At 70.8% G+C, this 15996-nt stretch carries 13 protein-coding genes; 9 read left to right on the top strand and 4 right to left on the bottom strand.

The genetic code is table 11. The annotated features are described in order from the left end of the window. Positions 1–27: 27 nt before the first annotated feature. The 6 genes from ACGFT2_RS14430 (at position 28) to ACGFT2_RS14405 (ending at position 6444) form a co-directional block, all read left to right on the top strand. Positions 28–1680: an ATP-binding protein gene (locus tag ACGFT2_RS14430; RefSeq protein ID WP_393277640.1), complete on the top strand. Its 1653-nt coding sequence runs from the start codon at positions 28–30 to the stop codon at positions 1678–1680. After that, positions 1677–2366: a response regulator gene (locus tag ACGFT2_RS14425; protein ID WP_393277638.1), complete on the top strand. Its 690-nt coding sequence runs from the start codon at positions 1677–1679 to the stop codon at positions 2364–2366. Before ACGFT2_RS14430 ends, ACGFT2_RS14425 begins: the two co-directional genes overlap by 4 nt. 171 nt (positions 2367–2537) lie before the next feature. Next, complete coding sequence (locus ACGFT2_RS14420) at positions 2538–3911, top strand: extracellular solute-binding protein (RefSeq protein WP_393277636.1); 1374 nt, start codon at positions 2538–2540, stop codon at positions 3909–3911. Beyond that, positions 3908–4771 carry a carbohydrate ABC transporter permease gene (locus tag ACGFT2_RS14415; protein ID WP_393277634.1) on the top strand — a complete coding sequence of 288 codons (864 nt, stop codon included), beginning with the start codon at positions 3908–3910 and terminating at the stop codon, positions 4769–4771. Before ACGFT2_RS14420 ends, ACGFT2_RS14415 begins: the two co-directional genes overlap by 4 nt. Continuing rightward, a complete protein-coding gene (locus ACGFT2_RS14410) occupies positions 4771–5598 on the top strand; it encodes a carbohydrate ABC transporter permease (protein WP_393277632.1) in 828 nt (275 codons plus the stop codon). Before ACGFT2_RS14415 ends, ACGFT2_RS14410 begins: the two co-directional genes overlap by 1 nt. A gap of 138 nt (positions 5599–5736) precedes the next feature. Further along, on the top strand, positions 5737–6444 hold the full coding sequence (locus ACGFT2_RS14405; protein ID WP_393277630.1) for a helix-turn-helix domain-containing protein: 708 nt from the start codon (positions 5737–5739) through the stop codon (positions 6442–6444). 98 nt (positions 6445–6542) lie between these two features. Here ACGFT2_RS14405 and ACGFT2_RS14400 read toward each other — a convergent pair whose 3' ends face one another. Next, positions 6543–7568: an ATP-dependent 6-phosphofructokinase gene (locus ACGFT2_RS14400; RefSeq protein WP_393277628.1), complete on the bottom strand. Its 1026-nt coding sequence runs from the start codon at positions 7566–7568 to the stop codon at positions 6543–6545. Positions 7569–7761: 193 nt separating this feature from the next. On the opposite strand from ACGFT2_RS14400, the gene pta reads away from it, so the two are divergent. The 3 genes from pta (at position 7762) to pyk (ending at position 12638) form a co-directional block, all read left to right on the top strand. Beyond that, a complete protein-coding gene (pta, locus tag ACGFT2_RS14395) occupies positions 7762–9837 on the top strand; it encodes a phosphate acetyltransferase (RefSeq protein ID WP_393277626.1) in 2076 nt (691 codons plus the stop codon). Between the two features lie 80 nt (positions 9838–9917). Then, the gene (locus tag ACGFT2_RS14390; protein WP_393277624.1) at positions 9918–11126 is read left to right on the top strand and encodes an acetate kinase; all 1209 of its coding nucleotides are present in this window, start codon (positions 9918–9920) and stop codon (positions 11124–11126) included. An 84-nt stretch (positions 11127–11210) separates the two neighbouring features. Beyond that, positions 11211–12638 carry a pyruvate kinase gene (pyk, locus tag ACGFT2_RS14385; RefSeq protein WP_393277622.1) on the top strand — a complete coding sequence of 476 codons (1428 nt, stop codon included), beginning with the start codon at positions 11211–11213 and terminating at the stop codon, positions 12636–12638. Positions 12639–12734: 96 nt separating this feature from the next. Here the strand turns inward: pyk and ACGFT2_RS14380 are convergent, their stop codons facing one another. The 3 genes from ACGFT2_RS14380 to ACGFT2_RS14370 all read right to left on the bottom strand — a co-directional run bounded on the left by ACGFT2_RS14380 (position 12735) and on the right by ACGFT2_RS14370 (position 15465). After that, positions 12735–14141, bottom strand: coding sequence for a hypothetical protein (locus ACGFT2_RS14380; protein ID WP_393277620.1), 1407 nt, complete (start codon positions 14139–14141; stop codon positions 12735–12737). Continuing rightward, on the bottom strand, positions 14131–14697 hold the full coding sequence (locus tag ACGFT2_RS14375; protein WP_393277618.1) for a DUF6114 domain-containing protein: 567 nt from the start codon (positions 14695–14697) through the stop codon (positions 14131–14133). The genes ACGFT2_RS14380 and ACGFT2_RS14375 overlap by 11 nt, the downstream gene beginning before the upstream one ends. 117 nt (positions 14698–14814) lie before the next feature. After that, positions 14815–15465, bottom strand: coding sequence for a DUF6230 family protein (locus tag ACGFT2_RS14370; RefSeq protein ID WP_393277616.1), 651 nt, complete (start codon positions 15463–15465; stop codon positions 14815–14817). Positions 15466–15996: the final 531 nt, after the last annotated feature.

Below are 15996 nucleotides of genomic sequence, written 5' to 3'. Positions count from 1 at the left end.
GATCGGCCGCGGAGGCACACTGCTGCTATGCGCGTCACCGTCCTCTCCCGACCCCGCAGCCTGGCGGGCCAGCTGCTCGCCGTGCAGGCCGTGCTGATAGCGGTGGTGGTGGCGGGGTACGCGCTGTTCACCTACGTCAGCGACCGGCGGCAGGCCGAGGACGCGGCGGTCCGCCAGGTCACGGCGGTGGCCCGGTCCATCGCGGACGCCCCCTCGGTCCGCGCGGCGATCCGCACCCCCGACCCGACGGCAGCCCTGGAGCCGTACGCACTCCGGGTCGGCCGGGACACGGACGTCGACTTCGTCACGATCATGAACCCGGACGGCATCCGCTGGACCCACCCCGACCAGAAGCAGATCGGCAAGCGTTTCCTCGGCCGTATCGGCCCCGCCCAGCACGGTCGCACCTTCACCGAGACCTACACCGGCACGCTCGGCCCGTCGGTGCGCGCGGTGACCCCGGTGCAGGACGACGGCCGGGTGATCGGCCTGGTCAGCGCCGGGATCACGGTGGAGGCGATCACCGCACGGGTGCAGGACCAGGTCACGGCCCTGCTCGTGGTGGCCGGCGGGGCGCTGGTGCTGGGCGCGGTCGGCACGTACGTCGTCAACGCCCGGCTGCGCCGGCACACCCACGGCATGAACGCCGCCGAGCTGAGCCGGATGCACGACTACCACCAGGCGGCCCTGCACGCGGTCCGCGAGGGCCTGCTGATGCTGGACGGGCAGTACAGGGTGGCGCTGATCAACGACGGCGGCCGGGAGCTGCTGGGCGTGGGCGGGCAGCTGGAGGTGGTCGGCCGCTCGGTGGCGGACCTCGGCCTGCCGGCCCCGCTGACGGGCGCGCTGCTGGCGTCCGAGCCGCGGGTGGACGAGGTCCATCCGACGGCGTCGCGGATCCTGGTGGTGAACACCTCCCCGGTGTCGGGCGGGGAGCGGCGCGGCACGGTCGTCACCCTCCGGGACGTCACCGAACTCCAGTCCGTGATGGGCGAGCTGGACTCCGAGCGGGGCTTCACCCAGGCCCTGCGCTCCCAGGCCCACGAGGCGGCCAACCGCCTGCACACGGTGGTGTCGCTGATCGAGCTGGGCCGGGCCGAGGAGGCGGTGGCGTTCGCCACGGCCGAACTGGAACTGGCCCAGGCCCTGACCGACCAGGTGGTCGCGGCGGTGAGCGAACCGGTGCTGGCCGCACTGCTGCTGGGCAAGACCGCCCAGGCCAACGAGCGGGGCGTGGAGCTGGTGGTGTCGCCGGACAGCCGGCTGGACGACGGTCTGCTCCCGGACGGCGTGTCCGCGCGGGACCTGGTGACCGTCCTCGGCAACCTGATCGACAACGCGGTGGACGCGGCGCAGGGCACGGTCGGGGCACGGGTGACGGTCACGGCGTACACGACGGCGGCCGCACTCGTGCTGCGGGTGACGGACACGGGCCCCGGTGTCGACCCCGCCCACGCCGACCTGGTATTCCAGCGGGGGTACACGACGAAGCCGGCCGGGCCCGGCGGCCGGGGCCTCGGGCTGGCCCTGGTCCGGCAGGCGGTGACCCGGCACCAGGGCACGTTGACGGTGGCGGAGTCCGGCGCGGACGACGGGGGCGGAGCGGTGTTCGAGGTGCGGCTGCCGTTGCGCACGGCGACGGCCGGTGCCGCCCCGGCGGCGGGAGGCGGTACGGCATGACGGACGCCCGGCCGATCAGAGTGCTGGTGGTGGAGGACGACCCGGTGGCCGCCGACGCGCACGTGATGTACGTGGGCCGGGTCCCGGGGTTCGCCGTCGTCGGCAAGGTCCATACGGGCGCCGAGGCCCGCCGGGTCCTGGACCGCACCCCGGTCGACCTGCTGCTGCTGGACCTTCACCTGCCGGACGTGCACGGCCTGCAGTTCGCCCGCTCCCTGCGCGCGGCCGGGCACCACGCGGACGTCATAGCGGTGACGTCGGCCCGGGACCTGGCGGTGGTCCGCGAGGGCGTCTCGCTCGGCGTCGTCCAGTACGTGCTCAAGCCGTTCACCTTCGCCACCCTCCGGGACCGCCTGGTCCGCTACGCCGAGTTCCACGCGGCGGCCGGCGAGGCGAGCGGCCAGGACGAGGTGGACCGGGCCCTGTCGGTGCTCCGCGCCCCGTCACCGGCGGCCCTGCCCAAGGGGCTGAGCGGGCCCACGCTGGAGCGGGTGACGGGCGCGCTGCGGGATGCCCCGGAGGGGCTCACCGCGGCCCGCGTCGCGGAGGCGGTGGGCATCTCCCGCATCACCGCGCGCCGCTACCTGGAACACCTGGTCGAGGCGGGCAGGGCCGGCCGGAGCCCGCAGTACGGACAGGTGGGCCGCCCGGAGTTGATGTACCGGTGGGTGCCGCAGGGCCGGTGACGGCCGAAAGGCGCCGCGCCGCAGGGCCGGTGACGGCCGAAAGGCGCCGCCGGAGGATCGGCACGGCCCCGCCCCGGCGCACACGCATTGACCCGGCCGGACCGCTCCTCCTACGTTCACACGGCAGCCATCTCCACGCCACGCCACAACGATGTGCGCCCGCAGGAGGTCATGCCCGTGCGCCCCACCGCCGCTCGTTCCACCCTGCTCGCCGCCACCCTCGCCGCCACCGCCCTCACCGCGTGCAGCCCGGGATCCGGCAGCAGTCCCGACACCGTGAAGGTGTCCTACAAGCAGTCGACGGACAACTCGATCAAGGTGATGGACACCTACCTCGCCGACGTGAAGAGGCAGTTCGAGAGGAAGTACCCGGGCAAGAAGGTGGAGTTGATCCCCATCAAGGCCCCGGACTCGGAGTACTACACGAAGCTCCAGCAGATGCTGAGGTCGCCGCGGACCGCCCCGGACCTCGTCTACGAGGACACCTTCCTCATCAACTCCGACATCACCAGCGGGTACTTGAAGCCGCTCGACGCCTACCTCGCCACGTGGCCGGACTGGAGCCGGTTCGTCGACACGGCGAAGGCGGCGGCCGAGGGCCGGGACGGCAAGACGTACGGCGTCCCGGACGGCACCGACACCCGCGGACTCTGGTTCGACGAGCGGGTCTTCGCCAAGGCCGGGCTGCCCGCCGACTGGCAGCCGAAGACCTGGGACGACGTGCTCGCCGCCGCCCGGACCATCAAGAAGAAGGTGCCCGGCGTCACCCCGATCAACGTCTACACCGGCAAGCCGGCCGGCGAGGCCGCCGCCATGCAGGGCTTCGAGATGCTGCTCTACGGCACGGGTGACGGGAGGACCGACCCGCTGTACGACGCGGGCAGCGGGAAGTGGATCGCCGGCAGCCGGGCCTTCGAGGACGCGCTCGGTTTCGTCGAGACCGTCTACAAGGAGAAGCTCGGCCCGGACGTCTCCGACGCCCTCGACCCCAACTTCAGCACCGCCGTCCGCGGCGAACTCCTGCCCCGGGGCAGGCTCGGCATCGACCTCGACGGCTCCTGGCTGCCGCAGGACTGGCTGCCGGGCAGCGGGCACGAGTGGCCGGACTGGCCGAAGCGGCTCGGGCTGGCCCACATGCCCACCCAGCACGGTCAGGCGCCGGGCAAGGTGAGCATGTCCGGCGGCTGGACCTGGTCCGTCCCGGCCAAGGCGGGCAACCCGGACCTCGCCTTCGACTTCATCCGGACGCTGCAGACCAAGGACAACGCCCGCAAGTGGTACATCGCCAACTCGGGTATCGCCGTCCGCGAGGACGTCGCCGCCGACCCGGCCTACCTCTCGGCCCAGCCCGGCACCGAGTTCTTCACCGGCCTGGTGGCGAGCACCCACTACCGGCCCGCGTATCCGGCGTACCCCAAGGTGTCGACGGCCATCCAGGAGGCCATGGAGGACGTCACGACCGGTGACCGGTCCGTGGCGCAGGCGGCGCGGGACTACGACGCCGCCCTGAAGGACGTCACCGGCGGCCGGGTGATCCTCAGGTGAGGCGCCGGCACCGGGTCGTCCGGGCCCTCCCGCTCACGCCCGCCCTGGTCCTCCTGCTGCTCTTCCTCGCCGGGCCCATCGCCTACTGCGTCTACATCGCCTTCACCGACCTGCAGCTGACCGGTCAGGCCCACTCCTCCTTCGTGGGCCTCGCAAACTTCCGCAGGGCCTTCCGGGACGAGGCGTTCCTGAACGCCGTATGGCTGACCGTGGTGTTCACCGTGCTGTCCTCGCTCGTCGGGCAGAACACCCTCGGGCTCGCCCTGGCCGCGCTCATGAGGCGTGCGTCGAAGCCGGTCCGCACGCTGACCGGCGGGATCGTCGTCGCCGCGTGGGTGCTGCCGGAGGTCGTCGCCGGGTTTCTGCTCTACGCGTTCTTCCGGCGCGAGGGCACCCTCGACGCCGTCCTGGCCTGGCTCCGTCTACCCCGGCAGAACTGGCTGTTCACGATGCCCGTGCTCGCCGTGTCCTTCGCGAACGTCTGGCGCGGAACGGCCTTCTCCATGCTCGTGTACTCCGCCGCGCTCGACGGGATACCGGCCGAGATCACGGAGGCCGCGGAGATGGACGGGGCCGGCGGCTGGCGGCGGATGTGGCACATCACCCTGCCGATGATCCGCCGGTCCATCGGCACCAATCTCATGCTCAACACCTTGCAGACGCTCTCCGTCTTCGGGCTGATCTGGGTCATGACCCGGGGCGGCCCCGGGGACCGGAGCCAGACGCTGCCGCTGTTCATGTACGAACAGGCCTTCCAGAACAGCATGATCGGGTACGGCACCGCGGTCGCCCTGCTCCTGCTGCTCGTCGGCTCCCTGTTCTCGGTCGTCCACCTGCGCCTGCTGCGGACGGAGGCCTGATGCCCCGCAACCGCTCCTCCCGGCGGCTGGCCGCCGACGCCGCCCTGCTGGCCGTGGCCGTCGCCTTCGCGCTGCCCCTCGCCTGGGTGGCGCTGTCGTCCGTGGATCCGCACGCCGGCCTGCGGGTCGGGCTTCCGGACGGACTCACCCTGGACCACTTCGAGGCGATCCTGACCCCGGACATCACCTACACGCCGCTGCTCAACAGCCTGATCCTGTGCGGCGGCGGCACGGCTCTGACCGTCGCCTGCGCCGCCCTCGCCGCGTATCCGCTCTCCCGGTTCCCCTCCCGGCTCAACCGGCCGTTCCTGCTGACGATCCTGTTCGCGACGAGCCTGCCGATCACGGCGATCATGGTGCCGGTGTACGCGCTGTTCGTGCGGGTGAACCTGATCGACACGCTGCAGGGCACGGTCTTCTTCTTCGCCGCCTCCCAGCTGCCCTTCGCGATCTGGCTGATGAAGAACTTCATGGACGGGGTGCCGAAGGAGCTGGAGGAGGCGGCCTGGACGGACGGGGCCTCCTCGCTGCAGTCCCTGGTCCGGATCGTGCTGCCGCTGATGGGTCCGGGCGTCGCGGTCGTCACCGTGTTCTCGTTCGTGATGATGTGGGGGAACTTCTTCGTCCCGTTCATGCTGCTGCTCACCCCGGACCGGATGCCGGCGTCGGTGAGCATCAACGACTTCTTCGGCAACCGCGGCATGGTGGCCTACGGGCAGCTCGCCGCGTTCTCCGTCGTCTACTCCACGCCCGTGCTCCTGCTCTACGTGCTGGTCGCGCGCAGACTGGGCGGCGGCTTCGCCCTGGGCGGGGCGGTGAAGGGGTGACGCGGGGTAACCCCAGGTGACAGCGGTGACACCGAGTGCCATCGGGAGGACCGTGATCTAGCCGTACGAATCTACGATGCGTGATCTTGTCCGGACCGACCGTAGTCACCGGTGCTCCGCCGCCCTACCTTGTCCGGGGTGCGCCAACCCTCACCCCAACCCGACCCCTCGGCTCCGCCGTTCAACGCCCCGGCCGCCCGCAGGCTCCGCGCCGCACTCGGCATGGGGCCCGAGCACGTCGCCTACGGGATGCGCGTCTCCTACGGGCTGCCCTACGTCACCCCCGACCTCGTGACCGCCTGGGAACGCGGCACCGTCACCCCCAGCAATCCCGAACTCACCGCACTGGCCAGCGTGTTGTGGTGTTCCCCGGGCGAACTCATCGGCCGGCCCCGGACCCTGCGCGAGCACCGGATCGCCCGGGCCGTCGCGCCCGAGGACGTCGCCCTCGCCATCGGCATGGACCTGCGTGGATATCTGCGGATGGAGGAGCGCGACGACTGGCGGGGCAACGAACGCCAGTCGGCCGCGCTCGCGCAGGTACTGGATCTCGCCCTGCCCGACTTCGTGGCCGTCACGGGACGCGAGGCGAAGCTCGCCGAGCTGCTGCACAGCGCGGTGACCACCCGCTGGCAGGCCTATGTACGGCCGGTGATGAAGCTGGCCCCCCTGGACAAGGGCATCGTGGAGGAGGTCCTCCAGGGGCTGCACCAGGACTACCAGGGGCACATGGCCGCCACGCTCAGCTGGGGCGGCGGCAGCCGGAGCGCCAGCGAGTCCGGCCGGGACTTCCTCGACCGGATCGTCGGGAACTTCTGGACGGCCGTGGAGGCCCGGACCGCCTGAGCGCGCGCCGGTACGGTCGGCCGGGCCCGTACCGGCGGAAGGCCCGGTCCCGGCGGCAAGCCCGGTCCCGATGGAGGGGCCCCGCCGGAAGGGTCCCGCTAGAAGACCGACTCCGCCTCGTCCATCCGGTCCTTCGGCACCGTCTTCAGTTCGGTGACCGCCTCCGCGAGCGGCACCATCACGATGTCGGTGCCACGCAGCGCGGTCATCCGGCCGAACTGGCCACGGTGTGCGGCCTCGACGGCGTGCCAGCCGAAGCGGGTGGCGAGGACCCGGTCGTACGGGGTGGGGACGCCACCGCGCTGCACGTGACCGAGGATGACCGGCTTGGCCTCCTTGCCCAGGCGCCGCTCCAGCTCGAACGCCAGGGCGGTGCCGATGCCCTGGAAGCGCTCGTGGCCGTACTGGTCGATGTCGCCCTTGCCGTACTCCATGGAGCCCTCGGCGGGGTGGGCGCCCTCGGCGACGCAGATGACGGCGAACTTCTTGCCGCGGGCGAAGCGCTCCTCGACCATCTTGACCAGGTCGGCGGGGTCGAAGGGGCGCTCGGGCAGGCAGATGCCGTGGGCACCGGCGGCCATGCCGGACTCCAGCGCGATCCAGCCGGCGTGCCGGCCCATGACCTCGACGACCATCACGCGCTGGTGGGACTCGGCGGTGGTCTTCAGCCGGTCCATCGCCTCCGCCGCGACGCCGACGGCCGTGTCGAAGCCGAAGGTGCGGTCGGTGGAGGAGATGTCGTTGTCGATGGTCTTGGGGACGCCGACCACCGGCAGACCGGCGTCGGAGAGCATGCGCGCCGCGGTCAGCGTGCCCTCGCCGCCGATCGGGATCAGCGCGTCGATGCCGAACTCCTCGACCATGTCGGCGGCGCCCTCGCAGGCCTCGCGCAGCCGGTCGCGCTCCAGCCGGGAGGAGCCGAGGATGGTGCCGCCGCGGGCCAGGATGCCGCTGACCGCGTCCAGGTCGAGGGTGCGGTAGTGGCGGTCGAGCAGACCTCGGTAGCCGTCCTCGAAGCCGATGACCTCGTCGCCGTACTGCGCCACCGCGCGGTGCACGACCGACCGGATCACGGCGTTCAGGCCGGGGCAGTCGCCGCCTGCGGTGAGAACTCCGATGCGCATCGTGCTGTGTCTCCTGCTCGCTGTCGTGTACCGGTGAGCCAGTGCCGATTGTTTCACGTCCGCCGGGGCGGTGAGTTCTTGACGGGCGCCTTATCCGGCACCAAGGGTATTGTCAAGAGGGTTCTGCTCACCTCGGTGGGCGTTTTTCATGCCGAAGAGGCGACATACAAGACATGAGGAACGGAGTGGGCACGTGACGCGCAGCGTGTACGTGACCGGGATCGACCGCGGTGACGGCCGCCAGGTCGTGGAGCTGGGAGTCATGGAACTCCTCACCCGGCAGGTCGACCGGGTGGGGGTCTTCCGTCCGCTCGTCCACGACGGCCCCGATCGGCTGTTCGAGTTGCTGCGGGCGCGGTACCGCCTCTCGCAGGACCCGGCGACCGTCTACGGCATGGACTACCACGAGGCGTCCGCGCTCCAGGCCGAGCGGGGCACCGACGAGCTGGTCTCCACGCTCGTCGACCGCTTCCACCTGGTGGCCCGGGACTACGACGTCGTGCTCGTGCTCGGCACCGACTTCGCCGACACCCAGCTGCCGGACGAGCTGTCCCTCAACGCCCGCCTCGCCAACGAGTTCGGAGCCTCGGTGATCCCGGTGGTCGGCGGCCGCAAGCAGACCACCGAGTCGGTGCTGGCCGAGACGCGCAACGCCTACCGCGCCTACGACGGCCTCGGCTGCGACGTGCTCGCCATGGTCACCAACCGGGTCGCCCGCGAGGACCGCGACGAGATCGCCGGCCGGCTCGCGGACCGGCTGCCGGTGCCCTGCTACGTGGTCCCCGACGAGCCCGCGCTGTCCGCCCCGACGGTCGCGCAGATCGGCCACGCCCTCGGCGCGAGGGTGCTGCTCGGCGACGACTCGGGGCTCGCCCGGGACGCGCTGGGCTTCGTGTTCGGCGGTGCGATGCTGCCGAACTTCCTCGGCGCCCTCACCCCGGGCTGCCTGGTCGTCACGCCCGGGGACCGCGCCGACCTGGTCGTCGGCTCGCTGGCCGCGCACAGCGCCGGCACCCCGCCGATAGCCGGCGTGCTGCTCACCCTGAACGAGGTGCCGAGCGAGGAGATCCTCACCCTCGCCGCCCGCCTCGCCCCGGGCACACCGGTGCTCTCGGTCACCGGCAACAGCTTCCCCACCGCCGAGCAGCTCTTCTCCCTGGAGGGCAAGCTGAACGCGGCCACCCCGCGCAAGGCGGAGACCGCGCTCGGCCTGTTCGAGCGGTACGCGGACACCGCCGACCTGGCCCGCCGGGTCTCGGCGCCGAGCAGCGACCGGGTCACCCCGATGATGTTCGAGCACAAGCTGCTGGAGCAGGCCCGCTCCGACAAGCGGCGGGTCGTCCTGCCGGAGGGCACCGAGGAGCGGGTGCTGCACGCGGCCGAGGTGCTGCTGCGCCGTGGCGTGTGCGATCTGACCCTGCTCGGTCCGGTCGACCAGATCCGCAAGAAGGCCGCGGACCTCGGCATCGACCTCGGCGACACCCGGCTGATCGACCCGGCCACCAGCGAGCTGCGCGACTCCTTCGCCGAGAAGTACGCCGAGCTGCGCGCCCACCGGGGCGTCACGGTCGAGCTGGCCCACGACGTCGTCTCCGACGTGAACTACTTCGGCACCCTGATGGTCCAGGAGGGCCTGGCCGACGGCATGGTGTCCGGCTCGGTGCACTCCACGGCGGCCACCATCCGGCCGGCCTTCGAGATCATCAAGACCAGGCCGGACTCCTCCATCGTCTCGTCCGTGTTCTTCATGTGCCTGGCCGACAAGGTGCTGGTCTACGGCGACTGCGCGGTCAACCCCGACCCGGACGCCGAGCAGCTGGCGGACATCGCCGTCCAGTCGGCCGCCACCGCCGCGCAGTTCGGCGTGGAGCCGCGGATCGCGATGCTGTCGTACTCCACCGGCACGTCCGGGTCCGGCGCCGACGTCGACAAGGTGCGCGAGGCCACCGAGCTGGCGCGCTCGCGGCGCCCGGACCTGAAGATCGAGGGACCGATCCAGTACGACGCGGCCGTCGAACCCTCCGTCGCCGCCACCAAGCTGCCCGGCTCCGAGGTCGCGGGACAGGCCAGCGTGCTGATCTTCCCCGACCTCAACACCGGCAACAACACCTACAAGGCCGTGCAGCGCTCGGCCGGCGCCATCGCCGTCGGCCCGGTCCTGCAGGGTCTGCGCAAGCCGGTGAACGACCTGTCCCGGGGCGCTCTCGTCCAGGACATCGTCAACACCGTGGCCATCACGGCGATCCAGGCCCAGAACCCCGCCGGCTGACCGCACCGAGGCCGCGTTCTCCGGGCGCGCCTCCCGCCCCGCCCGAAGACCACATCCCCGAGAGAGAAAGCACCTCCCCCGTGACCGCGACCCGTGTCCTCGTCCTGAACTCCGGCTCCTCGTCGGTGAAGTACCAGCTTCTCGACATGCGCGATGCGAGCCGGCTCGCCGCCGGCCTGGTGGAGCGCATCGGGGAGCAGACCTCCCGGCTCAAGCACACCTGCCTCACCAGCGGCGACACCCGCGAGCACAGCGGGCCGATCGCCGACCACGACGCCGCCCTCAAGGCGGTCGCCGAGGAGCTGGGCCGGGACGGGCTGGGCCTCGACTCACCGGAACTGGCGGCCATCGGGCACCGGGTGGTGCACGGCGGCCTGTTCTTCACCGAGCCGACCGTCGTCGACGACGAGGTGCTCACCGAGATCGAGCGGCTGATCCCGGTCGCCCCGCTGCACAACCCGGCCAACCTCACCGGCATCCGGACCGCGCAGGCGCTCCGCCCCGACCTGCCCCAGGTCGCCGTCTTCGACACCGCGTTCCACACGACGATGCCGGAGTCCGCGGCCCGGTACGCGATCGACCCGAAGATCGCCGACCGCCACCGCATCCGCCGTTACGGCTTCCACGGCACCTCGCACGCCTACGTCTCCCGGGAGACCGCGCGGCTGCTGGGCAAGGACCCCGCCGAGGTGAACGTCATCGTGCTGCACCTGGGCAACGGCGCCTCGGCCTCCGCGGTGGAGCGGGGCCGGTGCGTGGACACCTCCATGGGGCTGACGCCTTTGGAGGGGCTCGTGATGGGTACGCGATCCGGTGATCTGGATCCGGCGGTCATCTTCCATTTGGCACGTGTTGGCGGAATGTCCATGGATGAGATCGACACTCTTCTCAACAAGAGGAGCGGTCTGTTCGGCCTCTGCGGTGACAACGACATGCGCGAGATCCGCCGCCGGATCGACGAGGGCGACGAAGAAGCCGCGCTCGCCTTCGACATTTACATTCACCGGGTCAGGAAGTACATCGGCGCCTATTACGCCGTCCTCGGGAAGGTGGACGCGGTCGCCTTCACCGCCGGGGTCGGCGAGAACGCGGCACCGGTGCGGCAGGCCGCGATCGCGGGCCTGGAGGGGCTCGGCATGGCGGTCGACCCGGACCTGAACGCCGTGCGCGGCGGCGAACCGCGACTGATTTCACCGGCGTCCGCGCGGGTGGCGGTGGCCGTGGTGCCGACGGACGAGGAACTGGAGATCGCGACGCAGACCTACGCACTGGTCGGAAAGAACAACTGAATAGCACCTGAGCGGTGTGGCACTCATTTGTATCTTCCGCCAGACGGAATATTCCGTAGCGAAACAAACCGATAGGATCGCCCCATGCGCCGTTCGAAAATCGTCTGTACTCTCGGCCCCGCGGTCGACTCCCACGAGATGCTCGTCGCCATGATCGAGGCGGGCATGAACGTGGCCCGGTTCAACTTCAGCCACGGCACCCACGCCGAGCACCAGGCGCGGTACGACCGCGTCCGGGCCGCGTCCAAGGAGACCGGCCGGGCCATCGGTGTCCTCGCCGACCTGCAGGGCCCGAAGATCCGCCTGGAGACCTTCGCAGAGGGCCCGGTCGAGCTGCAGCGCGGTGACGAGTTCGTCATCACGACCGAGGACGTGCCGGGCGACAAGCACATCTGCGGCACGACGTACAAGGGGCTGCCGGGCGACGTCTCGCGCGGCGACCAGGTCCTGATCAACGACGGCAACGTCGAGCTGAAGGTCGTGGACGTCGAGGGCCCGCGGGTGAAGACCATCGTCATCGAGGGCGGTGTCGTCTCCGACCACAAGGGCATCAACCTGCCCGGCGCGGCCGTCAACGTGCCCGCGCTGAGCGAGAAGGACATCGAGGACCTGCGCTTCGCCCTCCGCATGGGCTGCGACCTGGTCGCGCTGTCCTTCGTCCGGGACGCCAAGGACGTCCAGGACGTCCACCGCGTGATGGACGAGGAGGGCCGCCGGGTCCCGGTCGTCGCCAAGGTGGAGAAGCCGCAGGCGGTGGAGAACATGGAGGACGTCGTGATGGCGTTCGACGGTGTGATGGTCGCCCGTGGCGACCTCGCCGTCGAGTACCCGCTCGAGAAGGTCCCCATGGTGCAGAAGCGCCTGATCGAGCTGTGCCGGCGCAACGCCAAGCCGGTGATCGTGGCGACCCAGATGATGGAGTCGATGATCACCAATTCCCGCCCGACCCGCGCCGAGGCCTCCGACGTGGCCAACGCGATCCTGGACGGTGCCGACGCGGTCATGCTGTCGGCGGAGTCGAGCGTGGGCGCGTACCCGCTCGAGACCGTGAAGACGATGTCGAAGATCGTCGTCGCCGCCGAGCAGGAACTGCTCTCCAAGGGCCTGCAGCCGCTGGTGCCGGGCAAGAAGCCGCGCACCCAGGGCGGCTCGGTGGCCCGCGCGGCCGCCGAGATCGCCGACTTCCTCGGCGCCAAGGGCCTGGTCGCCTTCACCCAGTCCGGCGACACCGCGCGCCGGCTGTCCCGGTACCGCGCCTGCCAGCCGATCATCGCCTTCACCACGGACGAGGCCACCCGCAACCAGCTCACCCTCAGCTGGGGCGTCGAGTCGCACATCGTGCCGTTCGTGAACACCACGGACGAGATGGTCGACCTGGTGGACCAGGAGATCGCCAAGCTGGGCCGGTTCGACGCGGGCGACACCGTCATCATCACCGCGGGTTCGCCCCCCGGCGTCCCCGGCACCACCAACATGCTGCGGGTCCACCACCTGGGCACGCAGGCCGGCTGACGCCACCGGCAACACCGCGCACGGCACCGAGGGCGCCCCCTGCGACAGGGGGCGCCCTCGGCCTTGTGCGGCTCCCGAACGGGCTTCTGCGACCGGTCAGTCGGTCGTGTACACGTGCATGCCGGGTATGTGCAGGTTGCCGCCGAACTGGCCTGCCTGGGTCACCTTCACGTTGGTGAAGTAGATCAGCGGGATGTTCAGCGGGGGCGGGCTGTCGGGGCTGAAGGTCACCGGGATCAGACCGAACAGGTTGCCCGAGATGCTCTCCGTGTACATCACGGTGTCGCCGTCGCGGATGGTGGACGTCGAACCCTTGGACGCCTGCACGTGGTACGTCTTCTTCGCCTGCTTGTCGTGCACCGTCTGGTGCAGGTCCCCGATGTCCGTGCCGCCGGAGACGACGTACTTCAGCACCTTCTTCTTGGTGCCGTTGGCCGTCTTCACCTCCACGACGCCCTGGTAGTCGGCGCCCTTGAGGAGCAGGGAGCTGGCGTTGAGGTACCAGGGGTCGTCCGCCACCAGCGTCTTGTTGTCGACGCCGCTCTCGTCCTCGGTGGCCAGCGGACAGTCCTCCGCGGCGGCGGAGGCGCTCGCGGACGGGGCCGGGGTCGCCGGCCCGGTCGCGTCCTTGCCCGCCTCGACGGTGTCCTCGGCGGTCTCGGAGACCTTCTCGGTGGCCTTCTTCACCGTGTCCCCGGCGGCCTTGCCGGCCTTGGTGACGGTGTCCTCGACGGTGTCCCGGGCAGCGTCGGCGGCCTTGGACCCGGAGGACGTGCCGCTGCCGGCGGCCGGGGCCGAGGGCGCGTCGGAAGAGGGGGCCGAGGGGGACGAGGACGGCGTCGGGCTCGCGGAGGTCGTGCCGGAGTCCTTCTCGCCGCCGGTGAGGATGCCGCCGAGCGTGTCCCCGATGGTGTCCAGCAGGTTGCCGCTGCTCTTGGACGGGGCCGGGGCGGGCGTGCCGGCGTCCTCGCCGGAGGCAGAGCCGGAGCCGGAGCCCGGGTCAGGTGAGCCGGCGGTCGCGGTCGGCTCGGGCTCGGTCTTGTCGCCGGAACCTGAATCCGGCGAAGAGGACTTGCCCGGGTCCTCGGCGTCCTTGCCGCCCTTGGCGTCCTTGGCGTCCTTGGTGCCCTTGCCGTCCTCGCCGGTGTCCGCCGAGGGCTTGCCGCTGTCCGCGGACTCGCTCTCGGACGCGGAAGGCGACGGCGAGGCCGAGGGGTCCTTGGAGTCGTCCAGCGCCTTGATGCAGTCCTTGTACTCGTCGGCCGTCAGGCTCTTGGCCGAGGTCGACGGGGACGGGCTGCCGTTGTTGTCGGCGAGGGCGAGCGTGGACGTGAAGCCCATGCCCACGATCACGGCGGTCGGCATCGCCACGGAGGCTATCGCCTTGCCGGCCGGCATGTGGAACCTGGTGAACAGCGGCTTCTTGGGAGCCGCGTGGCGGGGCCCGGTTCTCGCGCGGGACCTGTCCACGTCACTCCCGCAGGTCGCCTCGTCAGCCGGCACTGTGCCTCCCGTTCGCCCCGTTGGCCGGGCTCGTTCCTGACAGGTCGTTCGACTCGTTCAGCGGGTTCGCGCCCTGGTGGGGAAGTGGCGGCAGCGGGGCGGTCTCGTGAGCACCGTCCTGCCCCGGCGCCGCCTCGGCCGGCGGCTGCGGCTCGTCGGGCGCGCCCGGCGCCCAGGCCACGGCCATCGCTCCACCGACGAGGGCGAGCAGGAAGCCGACGATGAAGCCGCCGAAGTTGGAGACGGGCAGGGACACCAGCGCCAGCAGGATCGCGGCGACACCGGCGAACGTCCGCACGTGCTTCTGGAACCAGAGGCTGACACCCAGGACGACGAGCAGCACGCCGATGATCAGGGAGCCCGCCCCCGCCGTGGTCGCCATCGCCACCGTCAGGTGGCCGAACCGGAGGTGGTAGTACGGGAAGTACATGATCGGAAGACCGCTGAGCAGGATGTACAGACCGGCCCAGAACGGGCGCGCGCCCCGCCAGGCGCGGAACTGCAGCCTCCGGCGGCTGAACTGGCCGGATGCGGCGGCAGGAGTCTCGGCGCTCATGGAAAACAGCTCCCTGGTGCGGCGTTGCTGTGGTGGTGACGTGTGCCGTGCGTGAATGCGCGGCCGATGATGGAACGGGCGGGGGCGCCGTCGGCTCCCCCGCCCGTCACCGAGGGCTCAGTAGCACTCGATTGTCGGGCCGCCGGTGCCCCTGTGCAGCGACATGTGCAGACCGCTCAGCTTGAAGGTTCCGGCGGTGGTCGCCCACGCCGTCTGCTTCACGCGGGTGAGGTCGGCCGAGTCGGCCTGCTGGGCGAAGCCGAAGGGGTTGGCCTGTTCGCCGTTGCCCTTCATGCCCGGACCCTTGCTGGCGTCCTTGGCGGCCACACCGATGTCGATGCCGTTGAACGTCGCATCGGCCTGCAGGTCGCTGACATCGATGTAGAGGTTGTGCGCCTGGACCTTCTCGTGACCCGGCCCGCCGGCCTCCAGCCGGAGGGTGATCGAGCCGAGGAACGGCACGTCCGGGGTGACCACGGACTGGCACATGTTGGTGATCGTGGCGTCCGTGAACGACGAGACGGCGACGGCGTGGGCCGTCTTCTTCCCGTCGAGCCCGTAACCGCTGTCGACCGCCCCGTACTGTGCGAAGCCCGTACCGTGCAGCGAGTCGGCCGTCACCTTGAACTCTTGGCCCGACACGCTGAACGAAGCCGCCAGCGCACCCTGCGCCAGTGCCACGCCTATCGCTGCCGTAGCGGCGACGCTGGGCACCATGACCACAGCGAACCGCTTCCATCTGGTCCCGCCACGCACCTGGGACTCCATATTTCCTCCTTCTCGGACGTACATCTCCTGGCCCGGACTCGCCCCGGTCGGGGCTCAGCCAGGCAGGGATGGGAGAAGTGCTACGTCCTCGGGAAGGAGAGCGCCTGCGCTCGGTGGCGCGAACAGCGCCCGAATCACCGGCGATCACCCCCGAGCGACAACCACTGGTCGCGCCTGACACGCATCACGCACAACCTTGCTGGACAGGCTTCGCCGGACGGCGAAGACCCCCCTGCCCCAGGGCCGGCGCCACTGCCGCCGGCCCTGCTCGGTGGGGACCCAGAGTCTCCCGCGACCCGACCGGCTGCCGGGGTGTGGGAATGGACCGAGCGTCGCCGATCGTGGTGCATTCTCGGCCTGGACACAAGGGGGTTCGTTACTGGCTAGTAACGGCCGGATAACCGGAAGACGACCGACCGGTCTCGGAGTGCGACGCTCGGTGGCTTCGGAGGGCAGAACAAAGCCGTTGATCCCTGGACCAAACCAGACAGACCAACGGCCACGTTTTACTCGGAGTAACAGCGGCCGCGA

It is taken from the genome of Streptomyces sp. NPDC048514 (assembly GCF_043199955.1).
Lineage (GTDB): Bacteria > Actinomycetota > Actinomycetes > Streptomycetales > Streptomycetaceae > Streptomyces.
Note: the sequence above shows the minus strand (reverse complement) of the source record. Positions and strands in the feature narration are given on the sequence as shown.